At 74.3% G+C, this 24,595-nt stretch carries 24 protein-coding genes and 1 pseudogene; 21 read left to right on the plus strand and 4 right to left on the minus strand.

All coding sequences use genetic code 11. The features are described from left to right. Positions 1-159: 159 nt before the first annotated feature. From GA0070215_RS06290 to GA0070215_RS06300, 3 genes are all read right to left on the minus strand, one after another. Positions 160-1,164: a helix-hairpin-helix domain-containing protein gene (locus GA0070215_RS06290; RefSeq protein ID WP_091042813.1), complete on the minus strand. Its 1,005-nt coding sequence runs from the start codon at positions 1,162-1,164 to the stop codon at positions 160-162. A 253-nt stretch (positions 1,165-1,417) separates the two neighbouring features. Beyond that, positions 1,418-1,765: a TcmI family type II polyketide cyclase gene (locus GA0070215_RS06295; RefSeq protein ID WP_026267578.1), complete on the minus strand. Its 348-nt coding sequence runs from the start codon at positions 1,763-1,765 to the stop codon at positions 1,418-1,420. A 62-nt stretch (positions 1,766-1,827) separates the two neighbouring features. Continuing rightward, a complete protein-coding gene (locus tag GA0070215_RS06300) occupies positions 1,828-2,652 on the minus strand; it encodes an AfsR/SARP family transcriptional regulator (protein ID WP_091042818.1) in 825 nt (274 codons plus the stop codon). Between the two features lie 427 nt (positions 2,653-3,079). Between GA0070215_RS06300 and GA0070215_RS06305 the strand changes: the two genes are divergently transcribed. From GA0070215_RS06305 to GA0070215_RS06340, 8 genes and pseudogenes are all read left to right on the plus strand, one after another. After that, entirely contained in the window at positions 3,080-3,427 is a 348-nt protein-coding gene (locus GA0070215_RS06305) for a TcmI family type II polyketide cyclase (protein WP_091042913.1), read from the plus strand. After that, a complete protein-coding gene (locus GA0070215_RS06310) occupies positions 3,424-5,133 on the plus strand; it encodes an acetyl-CoA carboxylase carboxyl transferase subunit (protein WP_018784076.1) in 1,710 nt (569 codons plus the stop codon). Before GA0070215_RS06305 ends, GA0070215_RS06310 begins: the two co-directional genes overlap by 4 nt. A 26-nt stretch (positions 5,134-5,159) precedes the next feature. Continuing rightward, positions 5,160-5,618: pseudogene (gene accB / locus GA0070215_RS06315) on the plus strand (acetyl-CoA carboxylase biotin carboxyl carrier protein); the annotation flags it as partial. Next, positions 5,618-7,111 carry an acetyl-CoA carboxylase biotin carboxylase subunit gene (locus GA0070215_RS06320; protein WP_091042823.1) on the plus strand — a complete coding sequence of 498 codons (1,494 nt, stop codon included), beginning with the start codon at positions 5,618-5,620 and terminating at the stop codon, positions 7,109-7,111. The pseudogene accB and the gene GA0070215_RS06320, both read left to right, overlap by 1 nt. Then, a complete protein-coding gene (locus GA0070215_RS06325) occupies positions 7,108-7,815 on the plus strand; it encodes an SRPBCC family protein (protein ID WP_091042826.1) in 708 nt (235 codons plus the stop codon). Before GA0070215_RS06320 ends, GA0070215_RS06325 begins: the two co-directional genes overlap by 4 nt. Further along, entirely contained in the window at positions 7,812-8,222 is a 411-nt protein-coding gene (locus GA0070215_RS06330) for a cupin domain-containing protein (RefSeq protein WP_091042829.1), read from the plus strand. Before GA0070215_RS06325 ends, GA0070215_RS06330 begins: the two co-directional genes overlap by 4 nt. After that, positions 8,219-9,487 carry a beta-ketoacyl-[acyl-carrier-protein] synthase family protein gene (locus GA0070215_RS06335; RefSeq protein ID WP_091042831.1) on the plus strand — a complete coding sequence of 423 codons (1,269 nt, stop codon included), beginning with the start codon at positions 8,219-8,221 and terminating at the stop codon, positions 9,485-9,487. The genes GA0070215_RS06330 and GA0070215_RS06335 overlap by 4 nt, the downstream gene beginning before the upstream one ends. 115 nt (positions 9,488-9,602) lie before the next feature. Then, positions 9,603-10,850 carry a beta-ketoacyl synthase N-terminal-like domain-containing protein gene (locus GA0070215_RS06340; protein WP_091042834.1) on the plus strand — a complete coding sequence of 416 codons (1,248 nt, stop codon included), beginning with the start codon at positions 9,603-9,605 and terminating at the stop codon, positions 10,848-10,850. A gap of 198 nt (positions 10,851-11,048) precedes the next feature. On the opposite strand, the gene GA0070215_RS06345 is transcribed toward GA0070215_RS06340, so the two are convergent. Then, positions 11,049-11,525 (minus strand): GNAT family N-acetyltransferase, encoded by a 477-nt coding sequence (locus tag GA0070215_RS06345; protein WP_091042836.1) that lies wholly within the window; start codon positions 11,523-11,525, stop codon positions 11,049-11,051. 271 nt (positions 11,526-11,796) lie between these two features. Here GA0070215_RS06345 and GA0070215_RS06350 point away from each other — a divergent pair, with 271 nt between their 5' ends. The 13 genes from GA0070215_RS06350 to GA0070215_RS06410 all read left to right on the plus strand — a co-directional run bounded on the left by GA0070215_RS06350 (position 11,797) and on the right by GA0070215_RS06410 (position 24,580). After that, on the plus strand, positions 11,797-13,143 hold the full coding sequence (locus GA0070215_RS06350; protein WP_244166889.1) for a class I adenylate-forming enzyme family protein: 1,347 nt from the start codon (positions 11,797-11,799) through the stop codon (positions 13,141-13,143). 179 nt (positions 13,144-13,322) lie between these two features. After that, a complete protein-coding gene (locus GA0070215_RS06355) occupies positions 13,323-13,586 on the plus strand; it encodes an acyl carrier protein (protein ID WP_018784085.1) in 264 nt (87 codons plus the stop codon). After that, on the plus strand, positions 13,586-13,831 hold the full coding sequence (locus GA0070215_RS06360) for a hypothetical protein (protein WP_018784086.1): 246 nt from the start codon (positions 13,586-13,588) through the stop codon (positions 13,829-13,831). Before GA0070215_RS06355 ends, GA0070215_RS06360 begins: the two co-directional genes overlap by 1 nt. After that, positions 13,824-14,954 carry a beta-ketoacyl-[acyl-carrier-protein] synthase family protein gene (locus GA0070215_RS06365; RefSeq protein WP_091042839.1) on the plus strand — a complete coding sequence of 377 codons (1,131 nt, stop codon included), beginning with the start codon at positions 13,824-13,826 and terminating at the stop codon, positions 14,952-14,954. Before GA0070215_RS06360 ends, GA0070215_RS06365 begins: the two co-directional genes overlap by 8 nt. 107 nt (positions 14,955-15,061) lie before the next feature. Then, complete coding sequence (locus GA0070215_RS06370) at positions 15,062-15,562, plus strand: beta-ketoacyl synthase chain length factor (protein WP_091042920.1); 501 nt, start codon at positions 15,062-15,064, stop codon at positions 15,560-15,562. Then, positions 15,559-17,178, plus strand: coding sequence for a class I adenylate-forming enzyme family protein (locus GA0070215_RS06375; RefSeq protein WP_091042843.1), 1,620 nt, complete (start codon positions 15,559-15,561; stop codon positions 17,176-17,178). The genes GA0070215_RS06370 and GA0070215_RS06375 overlap by 4 nt, the downstream gene beginning before the upstream one ends. Beyond that, on the plus strand, positions 17,175-18,437 hold the full coding sequence (locus GA0070215_RS06380) for a beta-ketoacyl-[acyl-carrier-protein] synthase family protein (RefSeq protein WP_091042846.1): 1,263 nt from the start codon (positions 17,175-17,177) through the stop codon (positions 18,435-18,437). The genes GA0070215_RS06375 and GA0070215_RS06380 overlap by 4 nt, the downstream gene beginning before the upstream one ends. A gap of 60 nt (positions 18,438-18,497) precedes the next feature. Continuing rightward, complete coding sequence (hppD, locus tag GA0070215_RS06385) at positions 18,498-19,574, plus strand: 4-hydroxyphenylpyruvate dioxygenase (protein WP_018784091.1); 1,077 nt, start codon at positions 18,498-18,500, stop codon at positions 19,572-19,574. After that, positions 19,571-20,494, plus strand: a complete 924-nt coding sequence (locus GA0070215_RS06390; protein ID WP_091042849.1) for a phytanoyl-CoA dioxygenase family protein — start codon at positions 19,571-19,573, stop codon at positions 20,492-20,494. The genes hppD and GA0070215_RS06390 overlap by 4 nt, the downstream gene beginning before the upstream one ends. A 2-nt stretch (positions 20,495-20,496) precedes the next feature. After that, positions 20,497-21,294 (plus strand): DUF3050 domain-containing protein, encoded by a 798-nt coding sequence (locus tag GA0070215_RS06395; RefSeq protein ID WP_091042853.1) that lies wholly within the window; start codon positions 20,497-20,499, stop codon positions 21,292-21,294. Further along, positions 21,291-22,262, plus strand: coding sequence for a thiamine pyrophosphate-dependent dehydrogenase E1 component subunit alpha (locus GA0070215_RS06400; RefSeq protein WP_091042857.1), 972 nt, complete (start codon positions 21,291-21,293; stop codon positions 22,260-22,262). Before GA0070215_RS06395 ends, GA0070215_RS06400 begins: the two co-directional genes overlap by 4 nt. Next, positions 22,262-23,227, plus strand: a complete 966-nt coding sequence (locus tag GA0070215_RS06405) for an alpha-ketoacid dehydrogenase subunit beta (protein ID WP_091042858.1) — start codon at positions 22,262-22,264, stop codon at positions 23,225-23,227. The genes GA0070215_RS06400 and GA0070215_RS06405 overlap by 1 nt, the downstream gene beginning before the upstream one ends. Positions 23,228-23,230: 3 nt before the next feature. Next, complete coding sequence (locus GA0070215_RS06410) at positions 23,231-24,580, plus strand: hypothetical protein (protein ID WP_091042861.1); 1,350 nt, start codon at positions 23,231-23,233, stop codon at positions 24,578-24,580. Positions 24,581-24,595 lie beyond the last annotated feature (15 nt).

Raw genomic sequence — 24,595 nt, forward strand, 5'->3', positions numbered from 1 at the left:
GCGCGGCGGGCCGTCCCGGCCCTTCACCGACCGTAGTCATGCTCGCCCGCGCACGGTCACTTTTCCGCCATACCGACCCGGGCGGGGGTGACGGGGTGGGGAAGGGCGCCGGGCCGGTGGCGACGATCGTCACCACCGGCCCGGAATGTGGCGGAATGTCTACTCGGTGCTGGCCGGGAGCGCCCGGTCGGCGTCGGCGGGGGCACCCGCCAGCACCTTGGCCTGCTGCGGCCAGGTGGCCAGCCCGGGTGCGGCGCGCAGGCCGGCGGCCTTCACGGTCTGCCGCAGCGCGGCCTCGTCCAGCTCGGCGAGCTGCCGGTAGGTCCGGATACCGGCGTCCTGGAGCGCGGCGGCCATCTTCGGCCCGATGCCCTGGATCCGCCGGAAGTCGTCCGGCGTGTCCCCGGCCGCGTCCGCAGCCGCGTCGTTCTCGACCGAGGCCCGCGGCGCGGGCACGACGGCCGGCTCGGCGGCTACGGGCTCGACCGGCTCGACCGGCTCGGCGGCCTCGACCGGCGAGGGCGCCGCCTCCACAGCAGCCGCCTTCACAGCAGCCGCATCCGCGGCCGCCGAATCAGCAGACGACGCCGTCGCCGGCGCCTCCGGCTCGTCGGCGGGCGTCGACTGCGCCGGGACGGCGACGGGGGCGCGCTCCGGCTCCGCCGCGAAGGGTTCCGACTCGACGACGAGCGCCGGAGAAGCGGCCGGCTCGTCCGTGTCGGTGGAGGCCGGGGTGCCGGCGGGCTCGTCCGCACCGACCGACGCGGCGGCCGGCACCGGCTCGTCTAGCGGACGGTCCACGGCGGCCGGCTCGGCCTCGGCCACCGGCGCCGCAACCGGCTCGGCGGGGGACGACACCGGCTCGGAGACGGTGGGCGATGCCGCCGGCTCGTCGGCGGTACGGGCGGCGGTGGCGACGGCCGGCTCGGCGGTCGTGGCCTCGGTGGGTGCGGGTTGCTCGGCGACCGTGGCGGCCGCCGCGGGCTCGTCGACCACCGCGACCGGGCGCGGCGCGTCGACGGTGGCGGTCACCTCGGGTGCGGTCTCCACCGTGGGCGTCGCCGGGGCGCCGGACCGGCGGCGGCCGACGACCACCCAGCCGGCACCGAATCCGATGAGCAGGGCCAGTATCACGAACAGCCACTGCCCGAAGCTCGACGGCATGGGCCAACCTCCTTGTATGTACGTGCACGACGGTGGCGAAAGACTCGGGGCAGCTTCGCACACGCGCGCGGCGCACGACAGGCAGGCCGGGGCCGGACCACGGCGGTGGGACCGGCGGTGTCGGCCGGTGCCCGGAGGATGACCGAGCGTGTGCCGGAAACCCGGGTCGAGCGGCGTGACAGGGCGGGGAGACGCCCCGGAACCCGGGTGCCGTGCGTGGTTCCGGGGCGCCCCGTCCGTCGCCCGTGGCCGGTCAGTGGATCCGGTCGGGCGCAGGCGAGCCGGCGGCGTCCCAGCTGTAGAAGCAGCCGGCCACGGCGTCGCGGGGGGAGTGCCAGGTCGGCAGGTACGGGGAGGTGTGCGCGGAGAGCCGCTTGTTCACCTGCTCGTAGAGCGGGTTGTCGCGCAGTTCCGCGGTCAGGCCGGGGGCGACGTCGACGGTCTCCATCAGATGGACGCACAGGTCGTGCAGGTAGTACAGCGACCGGTGCCGGACGCCGGTGAGGTGGGGCAGTTCGGTGGCGTCGGACTCGGCGAAGATCTGCGCCACCCGCCCCTGTGCGCCCGGCACGATCCGGCTGACCACCAACAGTCGACTCATCGTGACCCCTCTCGCCGCCGCGGTGCTGGCCTCACGGTGCCGGTCGCGCTGTCACCTCGCCGTCACCGCGTACTCCGGGGCATTGATGGTGGTGGCGACGGCGCGGCGGGGGCGCGCGGCGCCGGTTTGGCGGTCCGGTCCGTGCGGCGCGGCGGCGGGTCCGACCGGCTGGCCCGGCGGATCGGCGCGAGGGTGTCGTCGAGCAGCGCGGTCATCGCCGGGGACGGTTCCAGGCGCAGTTCGCGCAGGAGCAGATCCCGATAGACGTAGAAGGAGTGGACCGCCTCGAACGCGTTGCCCTCGGCCAGGTGGATGCGGACCACCAGGCGGTGCGGGGTCTCCCGCAGCGGCTCGGCGGCCATCGCCTCCAGCGCCGCCTCCAGCGCCTCGCCGTGCCGCCCGGCGTCGAGGTGGTTGCCGGCGAGTTCCTCCAGCATGTGCAGGCGCAGCTGGCGCAGCCGTTCGCGTTCCAGCAGCACCCAGTCGTCGTACCAGCCGGGGAGCAGGTCGTGCCGGCCGGCACCGGTGGCGCCGCGCGGGACGGCGCCCTCGCGGACCAGCGCCGCGGTCTCCACCAGGTCGTCCACGTCGAGGCGGACGGTCGGTCCGAGCCGGACGGTGTCACCGTCGGTGCGCAGCGGGCAGCACGGATCCTGCCGCAGCCGCCACAGCGCGGTCCGCAGCGACGACAGCGCCCGCTCCTCCGGCGTCTCGGACCACAGCAGCCCGGCGAGGTGGCTGCGGGTCGCGGCCGGGCGCAGGCCGATCAACGCGATGACGCGCTGCAACCCCCGGGGTACGACCACCGGTGTGTCGTCGTGCAGCAGCTGGAAACCGCCGAGCAGGTGCAGTGACACCCGTGGGGCGGGTTCGCCCGCCGTCGGCATTCTCGATCCACCCGACACGGCGCACCCCCCAGCACCGGAACCCTCGTCCCGACGTTTCGCGTTGCCCGGACCGCCGCCCGCGACGCCGGTGTCGGAACGCCTCCGCCACGGCCGGAAGCTTCGCCGTGGCCGGGCTGACCGAGACGGAGAATATCAACACCTGTTACTCTCAGTCAACAGGCGGTCGGTCACTTGACTGTCCGTAGTGGGCTCGGTAGTACGCCTGTGATCTGCGAATAAGTGTCGTCACCGGAAACCGGAAGGCGATCTTCCCATAGCTCACGCACAGCTTGCGTCAACGCAGCGTCACCATGTTTGTGGCGCAATGGGGCCCGGTTGACGCCCGGTAGACGCCATCGGCGCGACCGTGTGGTGATCCGTGCGGCGCGACCGGTTCGCCGCGCACCGGGACGTGCAGGAGGCGCGAATGGACCGTTCGCTCATCGTCGCCAAGGTGGTGCCGACGGCCGAGGACCGGGTGGCCGAGATCTTCGCCGAGTCCGACGCGACCGAGCTGCCCGGCCTGGTCGGGGTCCGGCACCGCTCGCTGTACCGGCTGCACGATCTCTACGTCCATCTGCTGGAGACGGAGACGCCCGCGCAGGGCGCGGTGGAGGACAACCGCGGGCATCCGGAGTTCGTCCGGATCAGCGAGCGGCTGCGGCCGTACATCTCGCCGTACCTGCCGACCTGGCGATCGCCGCGCGACGCGATGGCGCACTGCTTCTATCGCTACGACGCGCCGGCCCACGACACCGCCGGGCGGCCACGGTGACCACGACCGCCCCGCGCGACGAGCAGCTCTGGTCGAGGTGCGACGGATGCGCGTCGCTGCTCTACCGCAAGCGGCTGCGCCGCAACCTGGACGTCTGCCCCGAGTGCGGGTCGCACGCCCGGCTCGACGCGCCGGACCGGGTGGCGCAGCTGGCCGACCCGGACTCCTTCGTCCCGCTGCCCGACCGGGCGGTACGCGTCGACCCGATCGAGTTCGTCGACGAGCTGCCGTACCCGCACCGGCTCGGCGCGGCCCGCGCGGCGACCGGCCTGGACGAGGCGGTGCTCTGCGGCACCGCCCGGCTGGGCGGGCACCCGGTGGCGCTGGCCGTGATGGACTTCCGCTTCCTCGGCGGCAGCCTCGGCAGCGCGGTCGGTGAGCTGATCACCCGGACCGCCGAGCGGGCGCTCGCCGACGGCATCCCGCTCGTGCTGGTGACCGCGTCCGGTGGCGCGCGGATGCAGGAGGGCGCGCTGTCGCTGATGCAGATGGCCACCGTCAGCCAGGCCCTCGCCGGGATGCGGGAGGCGGGCCTGCTCACGGTCAGCGTGGTCACCGACCCCACGTACGGCGGGGTGGCCGCCTCCTTCGCCACCAACACCGATCTGGTGCTGGCCGAGAGCGGCGCCCGGCTGGGCTTCGCCGGGCCCCGGGTGATCCGCCAGGTCACCGGTGCCACGTTGCCGGAGGGCTTCCAGACCGCGGAGTACCTGCTGCGGCACGGGCAGGTCGACATGGTGGTGCCCCGGCACGCGTTGCGGGGCCGGCTCGCCGCGCTGCTCGCCGCCGCCGAGGCGGGCCGCCGCCCGCCGGAGACCGCGTCCGCCCCGCGCCCGCCGGTCACCGCGCCGACCGTGACCGCGCGGCCGGACCGCGACCCCTGGGAGACGGTACGCACGGCGCGGCACCCGGGCCGGCCGACCACACTGGACTATCTGGAGACGGCGTTCGACGGGTTCGTCGAACTGCACGGCGACCGGCTCGGCGCGGACTGCCCGGCGGTGGTCGGCGGCATCGCCCGCCTCGACGGACGGCCGGTGATGGTGATCGGTCACCAGAAGGGACACACGACAGCCGAACTGGTGACCCGCAACTTCGGCATGGCCAGTCCGGCCGGGCACCGCAAGGCGCTGCGGTTGATGCGTCTCGCGGCGCGGCTGCGGCTGCCGGTGGTGACGCTGGTGGACACGCCCGGCGCGGACCCGGGGGTGAGCGCCGAGCAGCAGGGTCAGGCGGCGGCGATCGCGGAGAACATCCTCGCGCTCACCGTGCTGCCCACGCCGGTGGTGGCGGTGGTCACCGGGGAGGGCGGCAGCGGCGGCGCGCTCGCGCTCGCCGTCGCCGACCGGGTGCTCATGCTGGAGCACGCCGTCTACTCGGTGATCAGCCCCGAGGGCTGCGCGGCGATCCTCTGGCCGGACAGCTCGGCCGCTCCGCAGGCGGCCCGCGCGCTGCGGCTCACCGGCGCCGACCTGTGCCGCCTCGGCGTGGTCGACGAGTTGGTGCCGGAGCCGCGCCCGGCTGCCCACAGCGATCCGGGTGGCGCCGCCGAGTTGCTGCGCGCGGCGGTCGCGGCGAATCTCGCCCCGCTGCTCACCGTGCCCCCGGCCACCCTGGTCCGCCGCCGCCGGCAGCGCTTCCGCCGCTTCGGCGCGGCCCGCTCCGCCGGCCCGTCCCCGGCCGGTGGCCGGGCGGAGGTGGCGTGATGGCCGACGCCGAGGCCGAGCAGGTGCTGGACGGGCTGCGCCGGCAGGCCCGCAAGCTCGTCGCCGACCTCGCCGGGCCGGTACGCCGGGTGCGGCTGCGCAGCGGCGAGTCGGTGCTGGAGGTCGAGTGGCACGACCCGTCGCCGCCGGTGCAGCGCGCCGCCGAACCGGCCGAGGCGCTGCCCGCGCGGGCCGCCGAACCCGCCGCGCGTACCGCGCCCGCGCCCGACCGGCCGGCCGTGCGCTCACCCGTGGTCGGCACGTTCTACCGCGCCCCCGAACCCGGGGCGATGCCGTTCGTCGCGGTCGGCGACCTGGTCCGTCCGGGCCAGGTGGTCGGCATCGTCGAGGCCATGAAGCTGATGAACGAGGTGACCGCCGGCCAGGCCGGACGGGTGGTCGAGGTGCTCGTCGACGACGGCAAGCCCGTCGAGTACGACCAGCCGCTGATCGCCCTGGAACCGGTCACCGGACAGGACTGCTGATGTTCGACAAGGTGCTGATCGCCAACCGGGGCGAGATCGCGCTGCGGGTGCTGCGCGCCTGCCGGGAACTCGGCGTGCGCACGGTGATGGTGCACTCCAGCGCCGACGCCGACTCGCTGCCGGTGCGGCTGGCCGACGAGGCGGTACGGATCGGCCCGGCGGCCAGCCGCCGCAGCTACCTCAACGCGGCGGCCATCGTGGAGGCGGCCCGGCAGACCGGCGCGCAGGCGGTGCACCCCGGCTACGGCTTCCTGTCCGAGGACGCCGACTTCGCCGAGATCTGCGCCGAGAACGGGCTGGTGTTCGTCGGCCCGCCGCCGCAGGTGATGGCCGCGCTGGCGGACAAGTCGACGGCGCGGGCGCTGATGAGCAGGGCCGGGCTGCCGCTGCCGCCGGGCAGCGTCCGGACGCTGCCCACCGTCGCCGAGGCGCAGGAGGTGGCCGCCGAGGTGGGCTACCCGGTGATCGTGAAGGCCGCGGCGGGCGGTGGCGGGCGCGGCATGACAGTGGTGCGCTCGGCCGCCGAGCTGCCCCGCGCGTACGCCCGGACGCGCGCCGCCGCCCAGGTCGCGTTCGGCGACGACCGGGTGTACGTCGAGCGCTACCTGGCCGACGCCCGCCACGTGGAGGTGCAGGTGCTCTGCGACGGCCACGGCAACGGCGTGCACCTGGGCACCCGGGACTGCTCGGTGCAGCGCCGGCACCAGAAGCTGATCGAGGAGGCGCCCGCGCCCGCGCTGCGGCAGGCCACGCTGGACACCGTGGCCGAGGTGGCGCTGCGCGGCGCGCTGTCGGTCGGCTTCACCGGCGCGGGGACCGTGGAGTTCCTGGTCGACGAGGCCGAACGCTGCCACTTCCTGGAGATCAACTGCCGGATCCAGGTGGAACACCCGGTCACCGAGATGGTCAGCGGCATCGACCTCGTGCAGGAACAGCTGCACGTGGCGTTCGGCACCCCGCTGCGGCTGCGCCAGTCCGACGTACGCCTGGACGGCGTGGCGATCGAGTGCCGGGTCAACGTGGAGGATCCCGACCGCGACTTCGCGCCCGCACCGGGCCGGCTGGACCGGTTCCGGCCGCCGGGTGGACCGTTCACCCGGGTCGACACCCACGGACACGTCGGCTACCTGGTCAGCCCGCACTACGACTCGCTGCTGGCGAAGGTGGCGGTGTGGGCGCCGGACCGGGACGCCGCGCTGGACCGGCTCGACCGGGCGCTGGCCGAGTTCGACGTGGCCGGTCCCGGTGTGCGTACCACCATCCCGTTCGCCCGGCGGGTGCTGCACGACCCGGCGTTCCGCGCCGCCCGGCACACCACCGCCCTGGTGGAACGTCTGCTCACCCCGCCCGCCGACGATGCCCCGCCCGCCGAAGCCGCGGCCGGGGCGCCCCCGGCACGGGCCGTCGTGCCCGACCCGCGCACCGAGCCGGGCGACCGTACCCCCGTCAGCGCCGTGCCCGCCGCCGGCCCGACCACCTGGAGGAACCGATGACCGTCGCCCCCGACCGCCCGCTCGCCCGCGAGATCACCGACATCCTGGTCACGCACTGCGGCCTGGACCCGGACGCCGCCGCCGCCGCACCCGCCGCGAGCCTGGAGGAACTGGGCATGGACTCGCTGGCGCTGCTCGAACTGTCGGCGGTGGTGGCCGACAGGTGGCGGGTGAAGATCCCCGAACAGGCCGGGCAGCTCAGCATCGCCGGCGTCGCCGACCTGGTGGCCGGCAAGGCGGACCCGCCCGGGCACACCGAGAACGCCGTGGAGATCGCCGCGCCGCTGCCGCTGGTCTGGGAGATCACCAACGACGTGGCCCGGTGGCCGGAGCTGTTCACCGAGTACGCGACCGCGGAGATCCTGCACCGCGACGGCGACACCGTGCGCTTCCGGCTCACCATGCACCCGGACGAGAACGGTGTGGCGTGGAGCTGGGTCAGCGAACGCACCGCCGACCCGGCCACCCGCGAGGTGCACGCCCGGCGCGTCGAGACCGGCCCGTTCGAGTACATGCGCATCCACTGGCGCTACGACGAGACGCCCGCCGGCACCCGGATGACGTGGACGCAGGACTTCGCGATGAAGCCCGACGCACCCGTCGACAACGCCGGCATGACCGACCGGATCAACACCAACAGCACGATCCAGCTCGCCGTGATCAAGGACAGGATCGAGCGGGTGCACGCGGGAGGCGCGCGATGACCGACACCACCACCGCCCGGGTCTCCGTCCACGACGTACCGGCCGACCGCCGCCGGGGCGGGGAACTGCGGGTGCTGCTCGGCCCGAAGACGGTCGGCAGCACCTCCGGATTCATGGGCGTCGCCACGCTCGCGCCGGGGGAGCGGATCGCCGAGCACTACCACCCGTACAGCGAGGAGTTCCTCTACGTCGCCTGCGGCGCGATCACCGTCGACCTGGACGACGTGCCGGTGCCGGTCGCCGCCGGGGAGGCGCTCTACGTGCCGAAGGACGTCCGGCACCGGCTGCGCAACACCGGCGACGAGCCCGCCGAGGTGGTGTTCCACCTCGGACCGCTCGCTCCGCGCCCGGAACTCGGCCACGTCGACACCGAGAGCGCGGCCCCGCCGCCACGGGAGCCGTCGTGACCGGCCGGCGCACAGTGGTCACCGGCATCGGCGTCGTCGCGCCCGGCGGCGCCACCCGGGACCGCTTCTGGAAGACGATCACCGAGGGGCGCACCGCCACCCGCCGGATCAGCTTCTTCGACCCGTCGCCGTTCCGGTCGCAGATCGCCGCCGAGTGCGACTTCGACCCGGACGCCGCCGGGATCACGCTCGCCGAACGGCAGCGCGCCGACCGGTACGTGCAGTTCGCGCTCGCCTGCTCCGCCGAGGCGCTCGCGGACAGCGGCCTGGCCCTCACCGACGCGCAGCGGGAACGCGCCGGGGTGGTGCTCGGCACCGCGGTCGGCGGGACCATGGCGCTGGAGCAGGAGTACGTGCGGGTCAGCGACTCCGGCCGGCACTGGCTGGTCGACCACGCGCTCGGCGGGCCGTACCTCTACCAGGCGCTGGTGCCCAGCAGCCTGGCCGCCGACGTGGCCTGCCGGCACGGCCTGCACGGCCCGGCGCAGGTGATCTCCACCGGCTGCACCTCCGGCATCGACGCCATCGGGTACGCCCACCAGCTCGTCGCCGACGGCGAGGCCGACGTGGTGCTCGCCGGCGCCGCGGACTCGCCGATCTCCCCGGTCACCGTCGCCTCGTTCGACGCGATCGGCGCGACCAGCCCGGACAACGACGACCCGGAGCACGCCTCCCGGCCGTTCGACGCCGACCGGCACGGCTTCGTCCTCGCCGAGGGGGCCGCGGTGCTGGTGCTGGAGGAGGCCGAGCACGCCCGCCGCCGGGGCGCGCACGTCTACTGCGAGGTCGCCGGGTACGCCAGCCGCAGCAACGGCTTCCACATGACCGGGCTGCGTCCCGACGGCGCGGAGATGGCGGTGGCCATCAGCGACGCGCTGCGGCAGGCCCGGCTCGCCCCGTCGGCCGTGTCGTACGTCAGCGCGCACGGCTCCGGCACCCGGCAGAACGACAGGCACGAGACGGCCGCGTTCAAACGGGCGCTGGGGGAGGCGGCGTACCGGGTGCCGATCAGCTCGATCAAGTCGATGGTCGGTCACTCGCTCGGCGCCATCGGCTCGATCGAGATGGCCGCGTGCGCGCTCGCCATCGAGTACGGCGTGGTCCCGCCCACCGCCAACTGGGCCACCCGCGACCCGGAGTGCGACCTGGACTACGTACCGAACGAGGCGCGGGAGGTGCCGGTGGACGTGGCGCTGTCGGTGGGCAGCGGCTTCGGCGGCTTCCAGTCGGCGATGGTGTTCCGCCGGCTGGCGGTGACACCGTGAGCGCGAGGAGTGAGCCGGTTTTGCGAGCCCCGCAGTCGCGAACAAGGACGGTACCCGTGAGCGCGAGGAGTGAGCCGGTTTTGCGAGCCCCGCAGTCGCGAACAAGGACGGCGCCGTGAGCGCGCGGGCCGTGGTGACGGGCATCGGCGTGGTCGCGCCCAGCGGGATCGGCGCCGAGGCGCACTGGAACACGGTGCTCGCGGGCGCCCGGCGTACCGGGCCGATCACGCTGTTCGACCCGCAGCGGTACCCGGCCCGGTTGGCCGGGGAGGTGCCCGGCTTCGACCCGGCCGGGTTCAGCGACACCCGGCAGCGGGTGCAGACCGACAGGTGGACCCACCTCGGCTTCGCCGCCACGAAACTGGCGCTCGCCGACGCCGGGCTGCCCGAGGTGTCGCCCGACCCGTACCGGTGGGCGGTCACGCTCGCCAGTTCGTCGGGCGGCAACCTGTTCGGGCAGCGGGAGCTGCAACGGCTGTGGGGCGGGCCGAGCCGCACCGTCGGGGCGTACCAGTCGATCGCCTGGTTCTATGCCGCGAGCGTGGGGCAGTTGTCGATCCGCCACCAGTTCAAGGGACCGTCCGGGGTGACCGTGTCCGAGTCGGCCGGCGGGCTGGACAGCCTCGCGCACGCGGTGCGCACCATCCGGCGGGGCACCCCCGTGGTGATCGCCGGGGCGACCGAGTGCCCGCTGAGCCCGTACGCGCTCGCCTGTCAGCTCCGCTCCGGCCTGCTCAGTGACGTGTCCGATCCGGAGCGGGCGTACCGGCCGTTCGACGTCACGGCGAGCGGGTACGTGCCGGCCGAGGGCGGTGCGGTCTTCGTGGTGGAGGAACTGGGCCACGCGCTGTCCCGGGGTGCCCGCGTCTACGGGGAGGTCACCGGCTGGGCCGCCACCCACGACGCGGCGCCCACCGACCCGGCTGCCGGCCCGGACCCGGTCCACTACGCCCGCGCGCTGCGGCTGGCGCTGGAGCGCGCCGGGGTACGCCCGCACGACGTGGACGTGATCTGGCCGGACGCGCTGGGCGTGCCCGCGTACGACCGGGCCGAGGCGGCGGCGCTGCGTACCGTGTTCGGTGGCCGGACTCCGCCGTTGACCACGCAGAAGCCGCTGACCGGGCGGGCGCACCAGGGCGGGTCGGCGCTGGACGCGGCCACCGCGCTGCTGGCGTTCCGCCGCGGGATGCTGCCCGCCTCGGCCGGCCCGGACGAGCCGGCGCCCGGTTGCGAGCTGACGTTCCTGCGGCAGCCCCGCCCGCCGCGCAGCCGGATCGCGCTGGTCGGCGCGCGTGGCTTCGACGGGTTCAACAGCGCGCTGGTGCTGCGCGGCGCAGCGCCCCCGCCGGCCGGGGCGGGCTGACGAAGCCCGGTCGGTCGCGTCCGTCGATGCGCTGCCGGAGGGAGCGGCCGGCCCGGAAGGCACGCCGGGGGAGCCACACCCGCAACCCGACGAGAACGAGGATCAGCACGAGGAGCAGGGCCAGGTAGAGCCAGCGCATCACGCCTGCGCTCGCTCGGGGCGGACCGCCGCGCCCCGCCGGCGGGCGGACGCTGACCGTCACGACGGGCGGGCCAGGTACGCCGTCTTGGCGTCACCGGAGAACCCGCAGGCCAGATAGAAGGCGTGGGTCGCGGGCGAGCGCGAACCGGTCATGAGCATCGCCTTGTAGCAGCCCGCGTCCCAGGCGGCCCGCAGCGTGGCGGCCATGATCCGCCTGCCCAGGCCGGTGCCGCGCCGCGACTCGTCGACCACCACGTTCTCGATCACCGCGTACGGCGACGCCGACCGGCTCAGGTTGGGGATCACGTTGAGGTACGTGGTGGCGACGACCGCGCCGTCCACCTCCAGCACGAACAGGTGCAGCCCTTCGGCGGCCAGGATCCGCGCGAAGGCCCGTTCGTCGGAGCCGTCGCTCAGGTGCGGGTCGTCCGGATTCAGCTGCCGGTAGAGGCGGATGAGCTGCGGGAAGTCGTCGGGCCGGGCCGCACGGAACATGCCGTGAGCGTAGCCGCCCCGGCCGTCCGCGCGGGTCACCGCGAGCGCACAGCATCCGGCGGCCGGCGGGCTACCTTGCCGGCGTGGCCCCGATCCTGCCTGTCCGATCGAGCCTGAGCAATCCACCCAGCCGCCGTTTTGGATCTAGCCATTTGCATCTGGCGATGCGGAAGAGGGCCGTCGTAGGGTTCGCCCATACCCCGAACGACGTACCCGCTGGGCGGATCCGCCCAGTTCCTCAGTGGAACGGTGGCTGGTCGTGACTGCACATCCCGTGGCGGAAGATCCTGCCTCGACGACGGTGGACTGGGTGGACGACATCCTGTTCACCGGCCGCGACACCGACGTCTGCCTGCGGCTGCCCGAACCGGTCGACAAGGGCACGCTGCGCCGGCTCGTCGGCGAGGCGCAGGACCGGCTTGCCGGGGCCGGGCTGCGCGCCGGAGGCGCCGCCGTGCTGCGCCTGCCGCCCTCGCTCGCGTACGTGGCGCACCTGCTCGCCACCTGGCGTACCGGCGCCCAGGCGGTGCTGCTCGACCACCGGCTCACCGACCACGAGGTGGACCAGGCGCTGCGCCGGCTCAGCCCGCAGGTGGTGGTCGCCCCGATCCGGACCGGCGGCGGCGCGCTGCGGGTCTTCGTCGACGTCACCGCCGGGGTCAGCGCGTACTCCGACCGCCCGGCCGGCAGCCCGCACGCGGTGATCCAGCTCAGCTCCGGTTCCACCGGACCGTCCAAGGTGATCGGCCGCACCGCCGCCGGCCTGGTCGCCGAGGTGCACCGCTACACCCGCATCGACGGCGTCGCGCTGCCCGGCGAGCGGATCGTCCTGCTGCCCAGCATGGTGCACGTGCTCGGCCTGGTCGGCGGGCTGCTCTACGGGCTGCACGCGGGCGTCGAGCTGTGCCCGCCGGAGCGGCTCGGCGGCGACGCGATCCTCGCCGCCGTCGCCGCCCAGGACACCCCGGCCACCGTGCTCGGCGTCCCGTTCCACATCGGGCTGCTCGCCTCCACCACACCCGCCGGGCCGCTGCCCCAGCTCAAGCGCATGACCACCGGCGGCGAGCTGGTGCCCGCAGCCGTGGCGGACGCGTTCACCGACCGCTACGGCGTGCCGCTGGGCAACATGTACGGGATGACCGAGGTCGGCGTCATCGGCACCGACCTGCACGGGCGGCACCGCCCCGCCGTCGCGCCCGCCCCCGGCATCGAGGTACGCGAGCGCGACGGGGAGCTGTGGGTGAGCTGCCCGGCCAACCCGTACGTCGGCCCGGCCGACCCGACCCGCTGGGCCGACGGCTGGCTGCACACCCGTGACGCCGGCGTGGTCGACCCGGACACCGGTCTGGTCACCATCAAGGGCCGGCTGGACTCGCAGGTGTCGGTGGGCGGCCTGAAGGTCGACCTGACCGAGGTGGAGGCGGCAGTCGCCGGACTGCCCGGCGTCGTCGCCGCGGTGGTGGTGTGGGACGACGGCATCACCGCGTACGTCCAGACCGACGGCTCGCTGACCGAGGAGACGCTGGACAAGCTGATCGCCGAGCGACTGGCCGGCTTCAAACGTCCCCGCATCCTGCGCCTGCTCGACCAGATGCCCCGCACCACGACCGGAAAGCTGGTCCGGTCCGTCCCGGCGCTGCGGGACGCGGCGTCGTGACCGGCCCGCTCTACGAGCCGCGCACCCACCGGACGCCCGCCGGACGTCCGGTCCACCCCGAATCCCGCCCTGGACCGGCCGGGCAACGCGCCACCCGCGCGCCCGACCCCGCCGGTTCACACGCACGCGGTGTCCCGACCGGGCACCGTCAGCCGGTACACGGAGAAGAGGTCTGAATCATGCGAGACGAGGTCCGCACCTTCGTCGTCGAACAGCTCGCCGACATGAACTACGACGTGGAGGAACTCGACGACGACACCACGCTCGGCCCCTCCGGCGTCGACCTGGAGTCGCTGGCCCTGGCCGACCTCGCGGTCCGCGTCGAGGACCGATACGGCCTGAAGTTCGCCGACGACGAGTCGGAGAAGCTGGCGCTGATGACGGTCGGTGAGTTCACCACGATGGTCGCCGACCGGGTGGCCGCGAACAGCGACAAGTCCTGATGCCCGGTCAGCCCGACCTGGGGCGAGCTGACCTGGTGAGCATGCTCGCCGAACTGACCGCGAAACCCGCCGACCAGGTGCCGGACCGGCTCGGCTCGATGGAGCTGGCCTGGCTGGTGCACATGGTCGAGCAGCGCTACGACCGCCGGCTGGACCTGAGCGACGACGACCTCGCCGGCATCCGCACCGTCGACGACGCGCTCGTGGTGTTCCGTGGCTCTCTGACCGCTCCCGCAGATGGCTGAGCGGGAGACCGTACGGATCACCGGCACGTACGCGCTCAGCGCCCTCGGCAGGGGCGCCGACGCGCTGCTGGCCGGGGTGCTCACCGGCACCCCGGCGTTCACGCCGGTGCGCCGCTTCGACACCACCGGCCGCCGGGTGACGGTGGCGGCCACAGCGCCGGACGTCGGCACGCTCGCCGGCGAGCTGACCGACGCGATCGACAGAGCCGTCCGGGCCGCCGGACTGGACCGGGCCGGGCGGGCCGGGTCGGCGCTGTTCCTGGCCACTCACGGCGGGCCGTACTCGCTGCCCGTACCGCAGGGGTGGGACGAGCCGACGGTGCCGGCGCTCGCCGGTCACCTGGCCGCGCGGTGCGGCCTGCGCGGGCGTACCCGGACCTACACCACCGCCTGCGTGTCGGCGAGCAGCGCGGTCGCCGACGCGGCGGCGCTGATCCGCCGGGGTGACCTGGAGCGGGTCGTGGTCGCGGCCGGTTATCTGGTCGAACCGGACCAGTACGCGCTGTTCGACGCCGGTCGGGCGCTCGCCGCCGACGGCGCGGTACGCCCGTTCAGCGCCGGCCGCAAGGGCCTGCTGCTGGGCGACGGGGTGGCCGCCGTGGTGCTGGAGTCGGCCGGCGCGGCCGCGCGGCGGGGCGCCGAGTCGCTGGCGAGCGTCGCCGGGTGGGGCCGGGCGGGGGACGCGTACCACCCGTGCCAGCCGCACCCGGACGGGCTCGGGCTGGCCCGGGCGGCCGAGGCGGCGCTGCGGCGGGCCGGGCTGCCCCCGGAGGCGATCGGCTACGTCAACGCCAACGCCACCGGCACCCCGTTCAGCGACGCCTCCGAGGCGGCGGCGCTGACCCGGGTGTTCGGCGGGGACGCCGGACGGTTGCCGGTCAGCTCCACCAAGTCGGTGCACGGGCACGCGCTGGAGGCGTCCGGGTTGCTGGAACTGCTGGTCACCGTGCTGGCCCTGCGGCACGGCAAGCTACCGGTGACCGCCGGCTGGCTGGGCCCCGACCCGCAGTGCCCGCTGGACGTCATCCGGGACGCACCCCGTCCCGCGCGCACCGAACACGCCCTGACCTTCAACGCCGCGTTCGGCGGCGCCGACACGGCCCTCCTGGTGAGCACCTCATGACCGCCTCCGTCCCCAGCCCTCCGCGATCCTGCACGTCCGGCCCCGGCGAAACGGGCACGACGCCCGCCGAGGGGGCAGCAACCGCACGATGGCGCAACGACGGGGTGGTGGTGCTCGCGGAGGCGCGGTGGCCCGAGGCGGGGGACGAGGGCGCGGGACCGGCGGGGGTGGCGGGGTTCGTGCACTCGCCGTTCGCGCCGCTGGTGGCGGCGGTCGCCGAGCGGTGCCTCGCACGGCGGTACGGCACCGGGCCGCTGCCGCCGGGCAACCGCACGGCTGTGGTGCTGGTCAGCGCGGGCGGGGACACCGCCGGTGCGGCGCACGTCCGCGCCACGGTGGCCGCGGGCGGGCGGATCGGGCCGCTGTTCTTCTTCCAGTCGGTGCCGAACAGCGTGGCCGGGCACGTCGCGGCGCGCTGGGGACTGGACGGGCCGGTGGTGTGCCTGAGCCCGGCCGGCGACCCGCGGGCCGAGGGGCAGGCCGAGGCGGACCTGCTGCTGTACGACGGCGACGCCGCACAGGCGTTGCTGATCCTGATCGAACTGGCACCGGACGGTACGCCGGGCGAGGCGACCGCGGTGCTGCTGGGGGAGGGAACACGTCAATGAGGACGAAGGGACTGCGCGGCGCGCTCGCGGCCGACACGGAGCTGGGCGCGGGCAACGTGCTCGCCCGGGTGCTGGCCCACGGCGCCGACCCGGACGGGCCGGGGCTCACGTTCGACACAGGCGTCGACGGCCACCCGGCCGAGACCCCGCTGACCCTGGGCCGGCTCGACCGGATGGTCGCCGCCCGGGCCGCCTGGCTGCACGAGCGCGGGGTGAAACCCCGCGACCCGGTCGCGGTCTGGGCCGGCACGGCCGCCGACATGGTGCTGTCGTTCCTGGCGCTGACCCGCCTCGGCGCCGTCCCGGCGCTGATGAACGGCAGGCTGCGCCCCGAGATCGCCGCCGAGTACGTCCGCCGGCTGCGCGCCGCGGGTGTGCTCGCCGACGAGGCGCACGCGCAGGCGCTGGCCGGGCACGACCTGGGCGCGCCGATGCTCGGCGCGCCCGCGCGGGCCGGGACCGGCGACCCGGACGCCGCGCCCGCGCACTACCGGCACCACCCGGACGACCCGATCGTGATCACGCACACCTCCGGCACCACCGGCGTGCCGAAGGCGGTGCTGCACTCGCACGCCAGCCTGTTCGCCGCCACCCGCCACCTGCTGTCCATGCCGCAGGCGCAGGGCACCACGCGCATCCTCAACGCGCTGCCCGCCCCGCACACCGCCACGGTGCTCATGGTCAACCAGGCGCTCGGCAACCGGGCGGAGATGTTCCTGCTCTCCGACCAGGGCGGTGAGCGGGTGCTCGACGCGATCCAGCGGTGGCGACCGGACGGCGTGTTCGGCTTCTCCGTCACCTGGGCCGAACTGGCCCGCTTCGACCTGTCCGGCTACGACCTGGACTCGGTGCGGCTGTGGTTCAACACCGGCGACTGCTCGCACGAGCCGCACGTACGGCGGCTGGTCGCGGTCGGCTCCCGGGACGTGGTGACCCGCGGCGGCGTGACCCGGGTACCCGGCTCGGTGTTCATCGACGGCCTGGGCTCCAGCGAGATGGGCCACTCGATGTTCCACATCACCCACACCACCGGCACCGACCGGTACGGCCGCTGCGTCGGCCGCCCGTACCGGTTCACCAAGGTCGCGGTGCTCGACGCCGACGGCAACGAGCTGCCGCCCGGGCAGGTCGGCTGGCTCGGCATCGACTCGCCGTCGCTGTTCCGCGGCTACTGGAACGACTCGGTCACCACCTACCGGTTCCGGCTGCGTGGCTGGTACCTCACCGGCGACCTGGTGTACGCCGACGACGACGGCCGCTACTACCACCTGGACCGGGCGGTCGACTCGGTCGAGGCCGGCGACGGGAAACGGTTCTTCACCGCGCTGTCCGAGGAACGCATCCTCGCCGCCTGCCCCGACGTGACCGACTGCACCGTGGTGATCGTCAAGGCGGACGACGGCACAGTCACCACTGACGTGCTGCTGGAACTGGCCGCCGGCGCCGACCCGGACGCGGACCGCACCGAGCAGATCCGTACCGCGCTGGGTGCGGACGTGGCCGCCACCCTGCGCCGGGTCGTCCCGGTACGCGCCGACGACATCCCGGTCACCGTCACCGGCAAGGTCCGCAAGGTGGCGCTGCGCGAGCGCTACCTGACCGAGGCGCCGTCGTGACCGCCGTCATCACCGGCATGGGCCTGTTCACCCCGGCCGGGCGCGGCGTGGCGGACACGTTCGACGCCCTGCTCACCGGCCGGTCCGGGCTGCGCCGCCCACCCGAGGGACACCCGGCGGCGGGCAGCCTGGAGGTGGCCGGCGTGCTGCCGGACATCGACCCGCGCAGCGTCGCGTCCGGACCGGAGACGAAGGTGCTCGACCGGGTGGTGCTGCTCGCCCTGGTCACCGCCGCCGAGGCGCTCGCCGACGCCGGCATCGAGGTGGGCCGCGACGTCGACCCGGAACGCGTCGCGGTGATCGTCGGCGGCGTCGGCGGCATGTCCACGCTGGAGGGTCAGGTGCTCGCCCGAGCCGCCCGGGGCCGGGCGGCGGTCAGCCCGTACCTGCTCACCGGCATCCTGCCGAACATGCCCTCGGCTCGGATCGCCATCGCGCACGGCATCCGCGGCTACAGCTCGTCGGTCGGCACGGCCTGCGCCTCCGGCGCCCAGGCCGTCGCCGACGGGGTACGCCTCATCCGCGCGGGCGAGGCCGACGTGGTGGTGTGCGGGGCGAGCGAGGCGCCGCTGTTCGGCACGTTCGCCGACACGTTCGGCAACGCCCGGGCGCTGGCCCGCGGCTGGGACGAACCCACCGAGGCGAGCCGCCCGTTCGACAAGCGGCGCAACGGTTTCGTGCTGGCCGAGGGCGCGGCGCTGCTGGTGCTGGAGCGCGCCGGGCACGCCGACGGCCGGGGTGTGCGCGGGTACGCCGAGGTCGCCGGTTTCGGGGCGAACACCGACGCGTACCACCCGACCGCGCCGCGGCCCGACGGCGCCGGTGCGGCGGCCTGCATGCGCCGGGCGCTGGCGGCCGGCGGGGTCGGGCCCGCCGACGTCGGGTACGTCAACGCGCACGGCACCGGCACGAAACTCGGTGACGTCGCCGAGACGACAGCGCTGGCCGGGGTGTTCGGCACCGGCGGTGTGCCGGTCAGCTCGACCAAGGCGCTCACCGGGCACCTGCTCGGCGCGTCAGGGGTGCTGGAGGCCGCGGCCACCGCGCTGGCGCTCGACAGCGGCCTGCTCCCACCCACCTACCACCTGGACGACCCGGACCCGGAGTGCGAGGCGGACCACGTCCGCGCCGTGCCCCGGCCCACCCGGGCCAGCCACGCGCTGACGAACTCGTTCGGGTTCGGCGGCCAGAACGTCAGTCTGCTCCTGCGCCGGCTCTCCGGGCCGGCCCGCCGGGCCGCCACCCCGGCCGCGGGCTGACCGGACTCCAGTCCCGGGCGTCCGTCCGGGGCGTGATCACGGGGGGAACAGGGGAAGCCCATGACCATCAACGGGATAGACCATCTCGAACTGTACGTGGGGGACGCCCGGCAGGCGGCCTTCTACTTCGACAACGCGGTCGGGTTCCGGCTGTGTGGGCAGGGCGGTCCGGAGACCGGGCTGGACGGGCAGCGCTCGCTGCTGCTGGCCCAGGCCGGCATCCGGCTGCTGCTCACGACCGGACTGTCCGCGGAGCACCCGGCGGCGACGTACGTGCACCGGCACGGCGACGGCATCGCCGTGGTGGCGCTCGCCGTCGACGACGCCGCCGGGGCGTACGCGGAGCTGGTGGGCCGGGGCGCGAAGGCGCTGCGTTCGCCGCGCACCTTCACCGGCGCGGACGCCGAGGTGGTGGTGGCCGAGGTCGGCGGCTTCGGCGACGTGGTGCACCGGCTCGTCGAGCGGCGCGGCGACCCGGGCGTGTTCCTGCCCGGCGCGATCGAGCCGGTGACCGCCCCCGGTGGAACGGACACGCTGCTGGCCGAGGTGGACCACCTGGCGGTCTGCGTGCCGCCGGGGCAGCTCGGCGAGACGGTCGCGCACTACGAGAAGGTGTTCGGCTTCGCCGACATCTTCACCGAGCACATCGAGGTCGCCGGTCAGGCGATGAACTCCAAGGTGGTGCAGAGCCCGTCCGGGGCGGTCACCTTCGTGCTGCTGGAGCCGGACACCGGCGCCCGGCCGGGGCAGATCGAGGACTTCCTGCGCTGGCACGCCGGCGCCGGGGTGCAGCACCTGGGCCTGCGCACCGACGACATCGTCACCGCCGTCGGCGCGCTCGCCGGGCGCGGGGTGCGGTTCGCCAGGACGCCCGGCGCGTACTACGACGGCCTGGAGCAGCGGGTCGGCCGGCTGGACGCGCCGGTGGACCGGTTGCGCGAGCTGAGCATCCTGGTCGACTCCGACCACGACGGCCAGCTGCTGCAGATCTTCACCGAGTCGATGCACGTGCGCCGCACCCTCTTCCTCGAACTCATCGAGCGGCGCGGGGCGCGCACCTTCGGCAGCGGCAACATCAAGGCGCTGTACGAGGCCAAGGAACGCGAGCTGGCCGCGGCGGAAGGGGGCAAGGCGTGACCACCATCGATCCCGGGCTGACCGCCGAGGAGGAGGCGCTGCTGCCCTCCGACGAGGACGTCCGGCACTACGCCGAGCACGGCTGGTACCTGTCGAAGAAGCTGCTCACCGACGACGAGGTGGACGAGCTGGTCGCCGCCACCGACAGCTACTACGCCGGGGAGCGTGACCGCCTGCTGCCGGTACGGCCGCCGAAGCTGGCCTACTGGGAGCCGTCCCGGGGTGACGTGCAGCGGCACAACGACTACGTCCACCACGAGCACGACGGCATCGCCCGCATCCTGCGCAAGCCGCTGATCGGTGCGGTAGCCGCCCGGCTGACCCGCGCCGCCGAGATCCGCATCTTCCAGTCCACGCTGATCTGGAAGCCGCCGATCGCCGGTGAACAGTCGAACATCGTGCCCTGGCACTTCGACAAGCACTACTGGGCGTCCTCGTCGTCGGAGAACATGCTCACCGCGTTCATCCCGTTCCACGACTGCGACGAGGAGATGGGCACCATCACCATGGTCGACGGCTCCCACCGGTGGCGGGAGATCGGCGCCGACGACACGGTGGTGCGGCACTTCGCCGACCGGGACCGCGACCAGCTCGAAACCATGCTCGCCGAGAACGCGGCGTACAACGGCGCGCAGATCCGCAAGATCCCCATGGTGATCCCCAGGGGACACATGAGCTTCCACCACTGCCGCACCTACCACGGCAGCGGTGCGAACGTCAGCGGGCGGCCCCGCCGGGCCGTCTCGCTGCACCTGCAGGACGGCGACAACGCCTGGCGGGAGTATCCGCTCTCCGACGGCGCGCTCGCCGCGTACAACCACGACGTGCTGGTCCGCCGCACCCACGAGGGCCGGCCGGACTACGCGGACCCCGATTACTGCCCGGTCATCTGGCGCGACCGCGCCCAACAGGGAGGCTGACAATGTCACGATACGACTGGGGCAAGACGCACCCGGGCATCGAGCGGCTGGAGCGGGCGGTGACCGAGCGCCGCGACGTGGTGGTCAAGCACCCCCTCTACGCCAACCTCGACACCCACGACGCGCTCGTCACGTTCATGGAGCACCACGTCTTCGCCGTCTGGGACTTCATGTCGCTGCTGAAGTCGTTGCAGCGGCAGCTCACCTGCGTCACGGTGCCGTGGATCCCGACCGGGCCGACCGGCAGCCGCCGCCTGATCAACGACATCGTCATGGTCGAGGAGAGCGACGAGCTGGGCGACGGCTACATCAGCCACTTCGAGCTGTACGTGCAGGGCATGACCGAGGCCGGCGCCGACACCACCGCCGTGAACCAGCTCGTCGACCTGCTGCGCGACGGCACCCCGGTCACCGAGGCGCTCGGCGCGGCGGGCGTCCCCGCGCCGTCCGCGGCCTTCGCCGGCACCACCTGGCGAATCATCGAGACCACCCCGGTGCACTGCCAGGCCGCGGCGTTCGCGTTCGGCCGCGAGGACCTCATCCCGGAGATGTTCACCCAGGTCGTCGCCGTCAACGAGCGCAGCAACCGGCTGAACAAGTTCGTCGACTACCTGGAGCGGCACATCGAGGTCGACGGCGAGCAGCACACCCCGATGGCCATGCAGATGCTGGCCGACCTGTGCGGCGACGACGACACCAAGTGGCAGGAGTGCGCCGACACGGTGAACGCCGCGCTCGCCGCCCGCGCCCGCCTCTGGGACGACATCCTCGCCGCCGTCAAGGAGGGCCGTCCGGCGTGACCGGCGCCGACCCGCTCCGGCTCTACCGGACGGTCCGGCTGATCCGCCGCTTCGAGGAGCGCGCGATCGAGCTGGTCCACGCCGGGCAGATCGTCGGCGGCATCCACCCGTACCTCGGTCAGGAGGGGATCGCCGCCGGCGTCTGCGCGGCGCTGGACCGCGAGGACCTGGTCACCGGCACCCACCGCGGGCACGGGCACGTACTCGCCAAGGGCGCCGACCCGGCCCGGATGCTGGCCGAGCTGTGCGGCCGGGTCACCGGGCTCAACCGGGGCCGGGGCGGGTCGATGCACGCCGCCGACTTCGGCGTCGGTGTCCTCGGCGCCAACGCCATCGTCGGGGCCGCCGGCGCGATCCTCACCGGAGCGGTGTGGGAGCGGCGGCGGCGCGGCGCCGGCATCGTCGGCGCCACCTTCTTCGGCGACGGCGCGGTCAACGAGGGCATGCTCCTGGAGGCGTTCAACCTGGCCGCGCTCTGGCGGGTACCGGTGCTGTTCGTCTGCGAGAACAACGGCTACGCCACCACCATGCCGGTCGACGGCGCGGTCGCCGGCACCATCGCCGGGCGGGCCGCCGCCTTCGGCATGCCGGCGACCGTCGTCGACGGGCAGGACCCCGAGGCGGTACGTGAGGTCACCGCCGCCGCCGTCGCGCGGATGCGCGCCGGCGGCGGCCCCGAGCTGGTCGAGGCCCGCACCTACCGCTTCGACGCCCACCACACCTTCGAACATCAGGTACGCCTCGACTACCGGCCGCCGGAGGAGGTGGCCGAGGGTCGGTCCCGCGATCCGGTGGACATCGCCGGAGCGCGGCTCGACCCGGCGGCCCGGGCCGCCGTGGACGCCGCCGTCGAGGCGGAACTGGACGCCGCCGTCGAGTACGCGCTCGCCGGGCCGCACCCCGACCCGGCGACCGCCCTGGACCACCTGTACGCCAGCGGGCTCACCGCCCGGACCGGAGGTGGCTGATGCCCCGGCTCTCCTACCGCAGGGCGCTCACCCGGGCGCTCGCCGACGAGATGACCCGCGACGAGTCGGTCGTGGTGCTCGGCGAGGACATCCGGGTGGCCGCCGCGAACGTCACCACCGGGCTGCTGAAGAAGTTCGGCCCGGAACGGGTCCGCGACACCCCCCTGTCCGAGCAGGCGTTCACCAGCTTCGCCACCGGCGCGGCGCTGGCCGGGGCCCGCCCGGTGGTGGAGTTCCAGATCCCGTCGCTGCTGTTCCTGGTCTTCGAGCAGATCGTCAACCACGCGCACAAGTTCCCGCTGATGACCGGCGGCCAGTGTGCGGTGCCGGTCACCTACGTGGTGCCCGGCTCCGGCTCCCGTACCGGCTGGGCCGGGCAGCACTCCGACCACCCGTACGCGCTGTTCGCCCACGTCGGGGTGACCACAGTCGTACCGGCCACCCCGGCCGACGCGTACGGGCTGCTGGTCTCCGCGATCCGCTGCGACGACCCGGTGGTGGTCTTCGCCCCGGCGGGCGCCCTGGACCTGCGCGCCGACGTCACCGACCTGGCACCGGTGCCGCTGGGCCGCGGGGTCGTCCGCCGTTCCGGCACCGACGTGACGGTGGTGGCGGTCGGGCACCTGGTGCACGACGCGCTCGCCGTCGCCGAGGAACTCGCCGGCCAGGCGTCGGTGGAGGTCTTCGACCCCCGCACGGTCTACCCGTTCGACTGGGATGGGCTGGTCGAGTCGGTGAGCCGCACCGGGCGGCTGGTCGTCGTCGACGACGGCAACCGTTCCTGCGGCATCGCCGCAGAGATCATCGCCACTGTGGTCGAGCGGGTCCGGCTGGCCGCGCCACCCCGCCGCGTCACCCGCCCCGACGGTGCGGTGCTGCCCTTCGCGCCCGCCCTCGACCGGGCCGTGCAACCCGGCCGCGACCAGCTCACCGCCGCCATCCAACTGACCCTCAAGGACGGATGAACGATGGACCCGAACTACACGTGGCCGCCGCTCGGCCAGGCGTGGACCGACCTGCCCGAGTCCACCCGTACCGCGATGGTGACCACCGGCGCCGAAGCGTGGGAGGAGGTCTTCCACGGCCGGGCCACGTACAACAAGCAGTGGCGCCTGGCCCGCCCGCCCGTCATCACCGCCGACGCGTTCCGCGAGCTGAACGAGGTCTGCGACCGTATCGCCCAGCTCATCCTCGAAGCCTGCCGGCGTCGCGCACGCACCGCCGGTGAGCTGCGCCTGCTGCTCGACGTGCTGGACGGCGAGACCCGTCTGCTCGACCCGGACGAGGAACTGCGCGAGGGGCTGCTCGCCGCGTACCGGCCGGACGTGCTGTTCTCCGGCGGCGTGCCGTGCATCGTGGAGTACAACATCGACAGCAGCCTCGGCGGCGGCTTCGACGCCGACACCGTGATCCAGCGGTACGCCGAGCTGTACCGCGCGCACGCCCTGCTCGACGGCGCGCGGCCCGCGCCGTCCCTGCTGGACCAGCGGTTCGTGGCCATCCGGGACACGCTCGGCCTGCCCGACGGCGCCCGGGTGGCGCTGCTGATGGACTTCGACGCCGACTACCCGGGGCTGGACGACCCGGAGACGTTCATCCGTATCCTGTCCCCGCTGATCGACCAGGCCCGCCCGTTCGGCATCGACCTGGTCATCGCCCCGGTCGCCACCGCCGGCCTGGACGCGCAGAACCGGCTGGTCGTCGGCGGTGCCCCGGTCGACGCCCTGTTCCGGCTGTTCGTGCCCAACCGGGTCACCCCCAGTGCCGGGCTGGACGCGGTGGCCGGCGCGCTCGCCGCCGGCACGCTGCCGATGTTCGTCAGCAGTGCCGCCTGGCTGCTCAGCAACAAGCTGAACTACGCCTGGCTCTGGGACGACCTGGACCTGCTGCCGGAGGACGACCGGACGCTGATCCGGCGGTACGTGCCGCACACCGTCGCGCTCACCGCCGACCAGTTCGACCGGGCGCTCGCCGAACAGGCCGACCTGGTCGCCAAGCCCGCCGGTGGCTCGGCCGGGCACGGCGTGCTCATCGGCCGGGAGATGACAGCGGTGGCGTGGGCGGACGGGATTCGCGCGGCGATCGCCGCGGGCGGCCACATCCTGCAGCGCTACCACGAGGCGGACCGGGTGGCGATGGACTTCGTGCAGGTCGAGACCGGTGAGACGGTCACCGCCGACGTCCCGTACAGCCTCGCTCCGTACCTGTTCGCCCGCACCGGGTCGGGCGCGCTCGCGCGGGTCGGCTACCCGGGCTGCGACGAGGTTCTCAACCTGGCGAGAGGCGTCCTCCTGACCGGCATCCTCCTAACCGACTGACCCACCCACCCACCC

Source organism: Micromonospora marina (assembly GCF_900091565.1).
In the GTDB taxonomy this organism is placed as follows: domain Bacteria; phylum Actinomycetota; class Actinomycetes; order Mycobacteriales; family Micromonosporaceae; genus Micromonospora; species Micromonospora marina.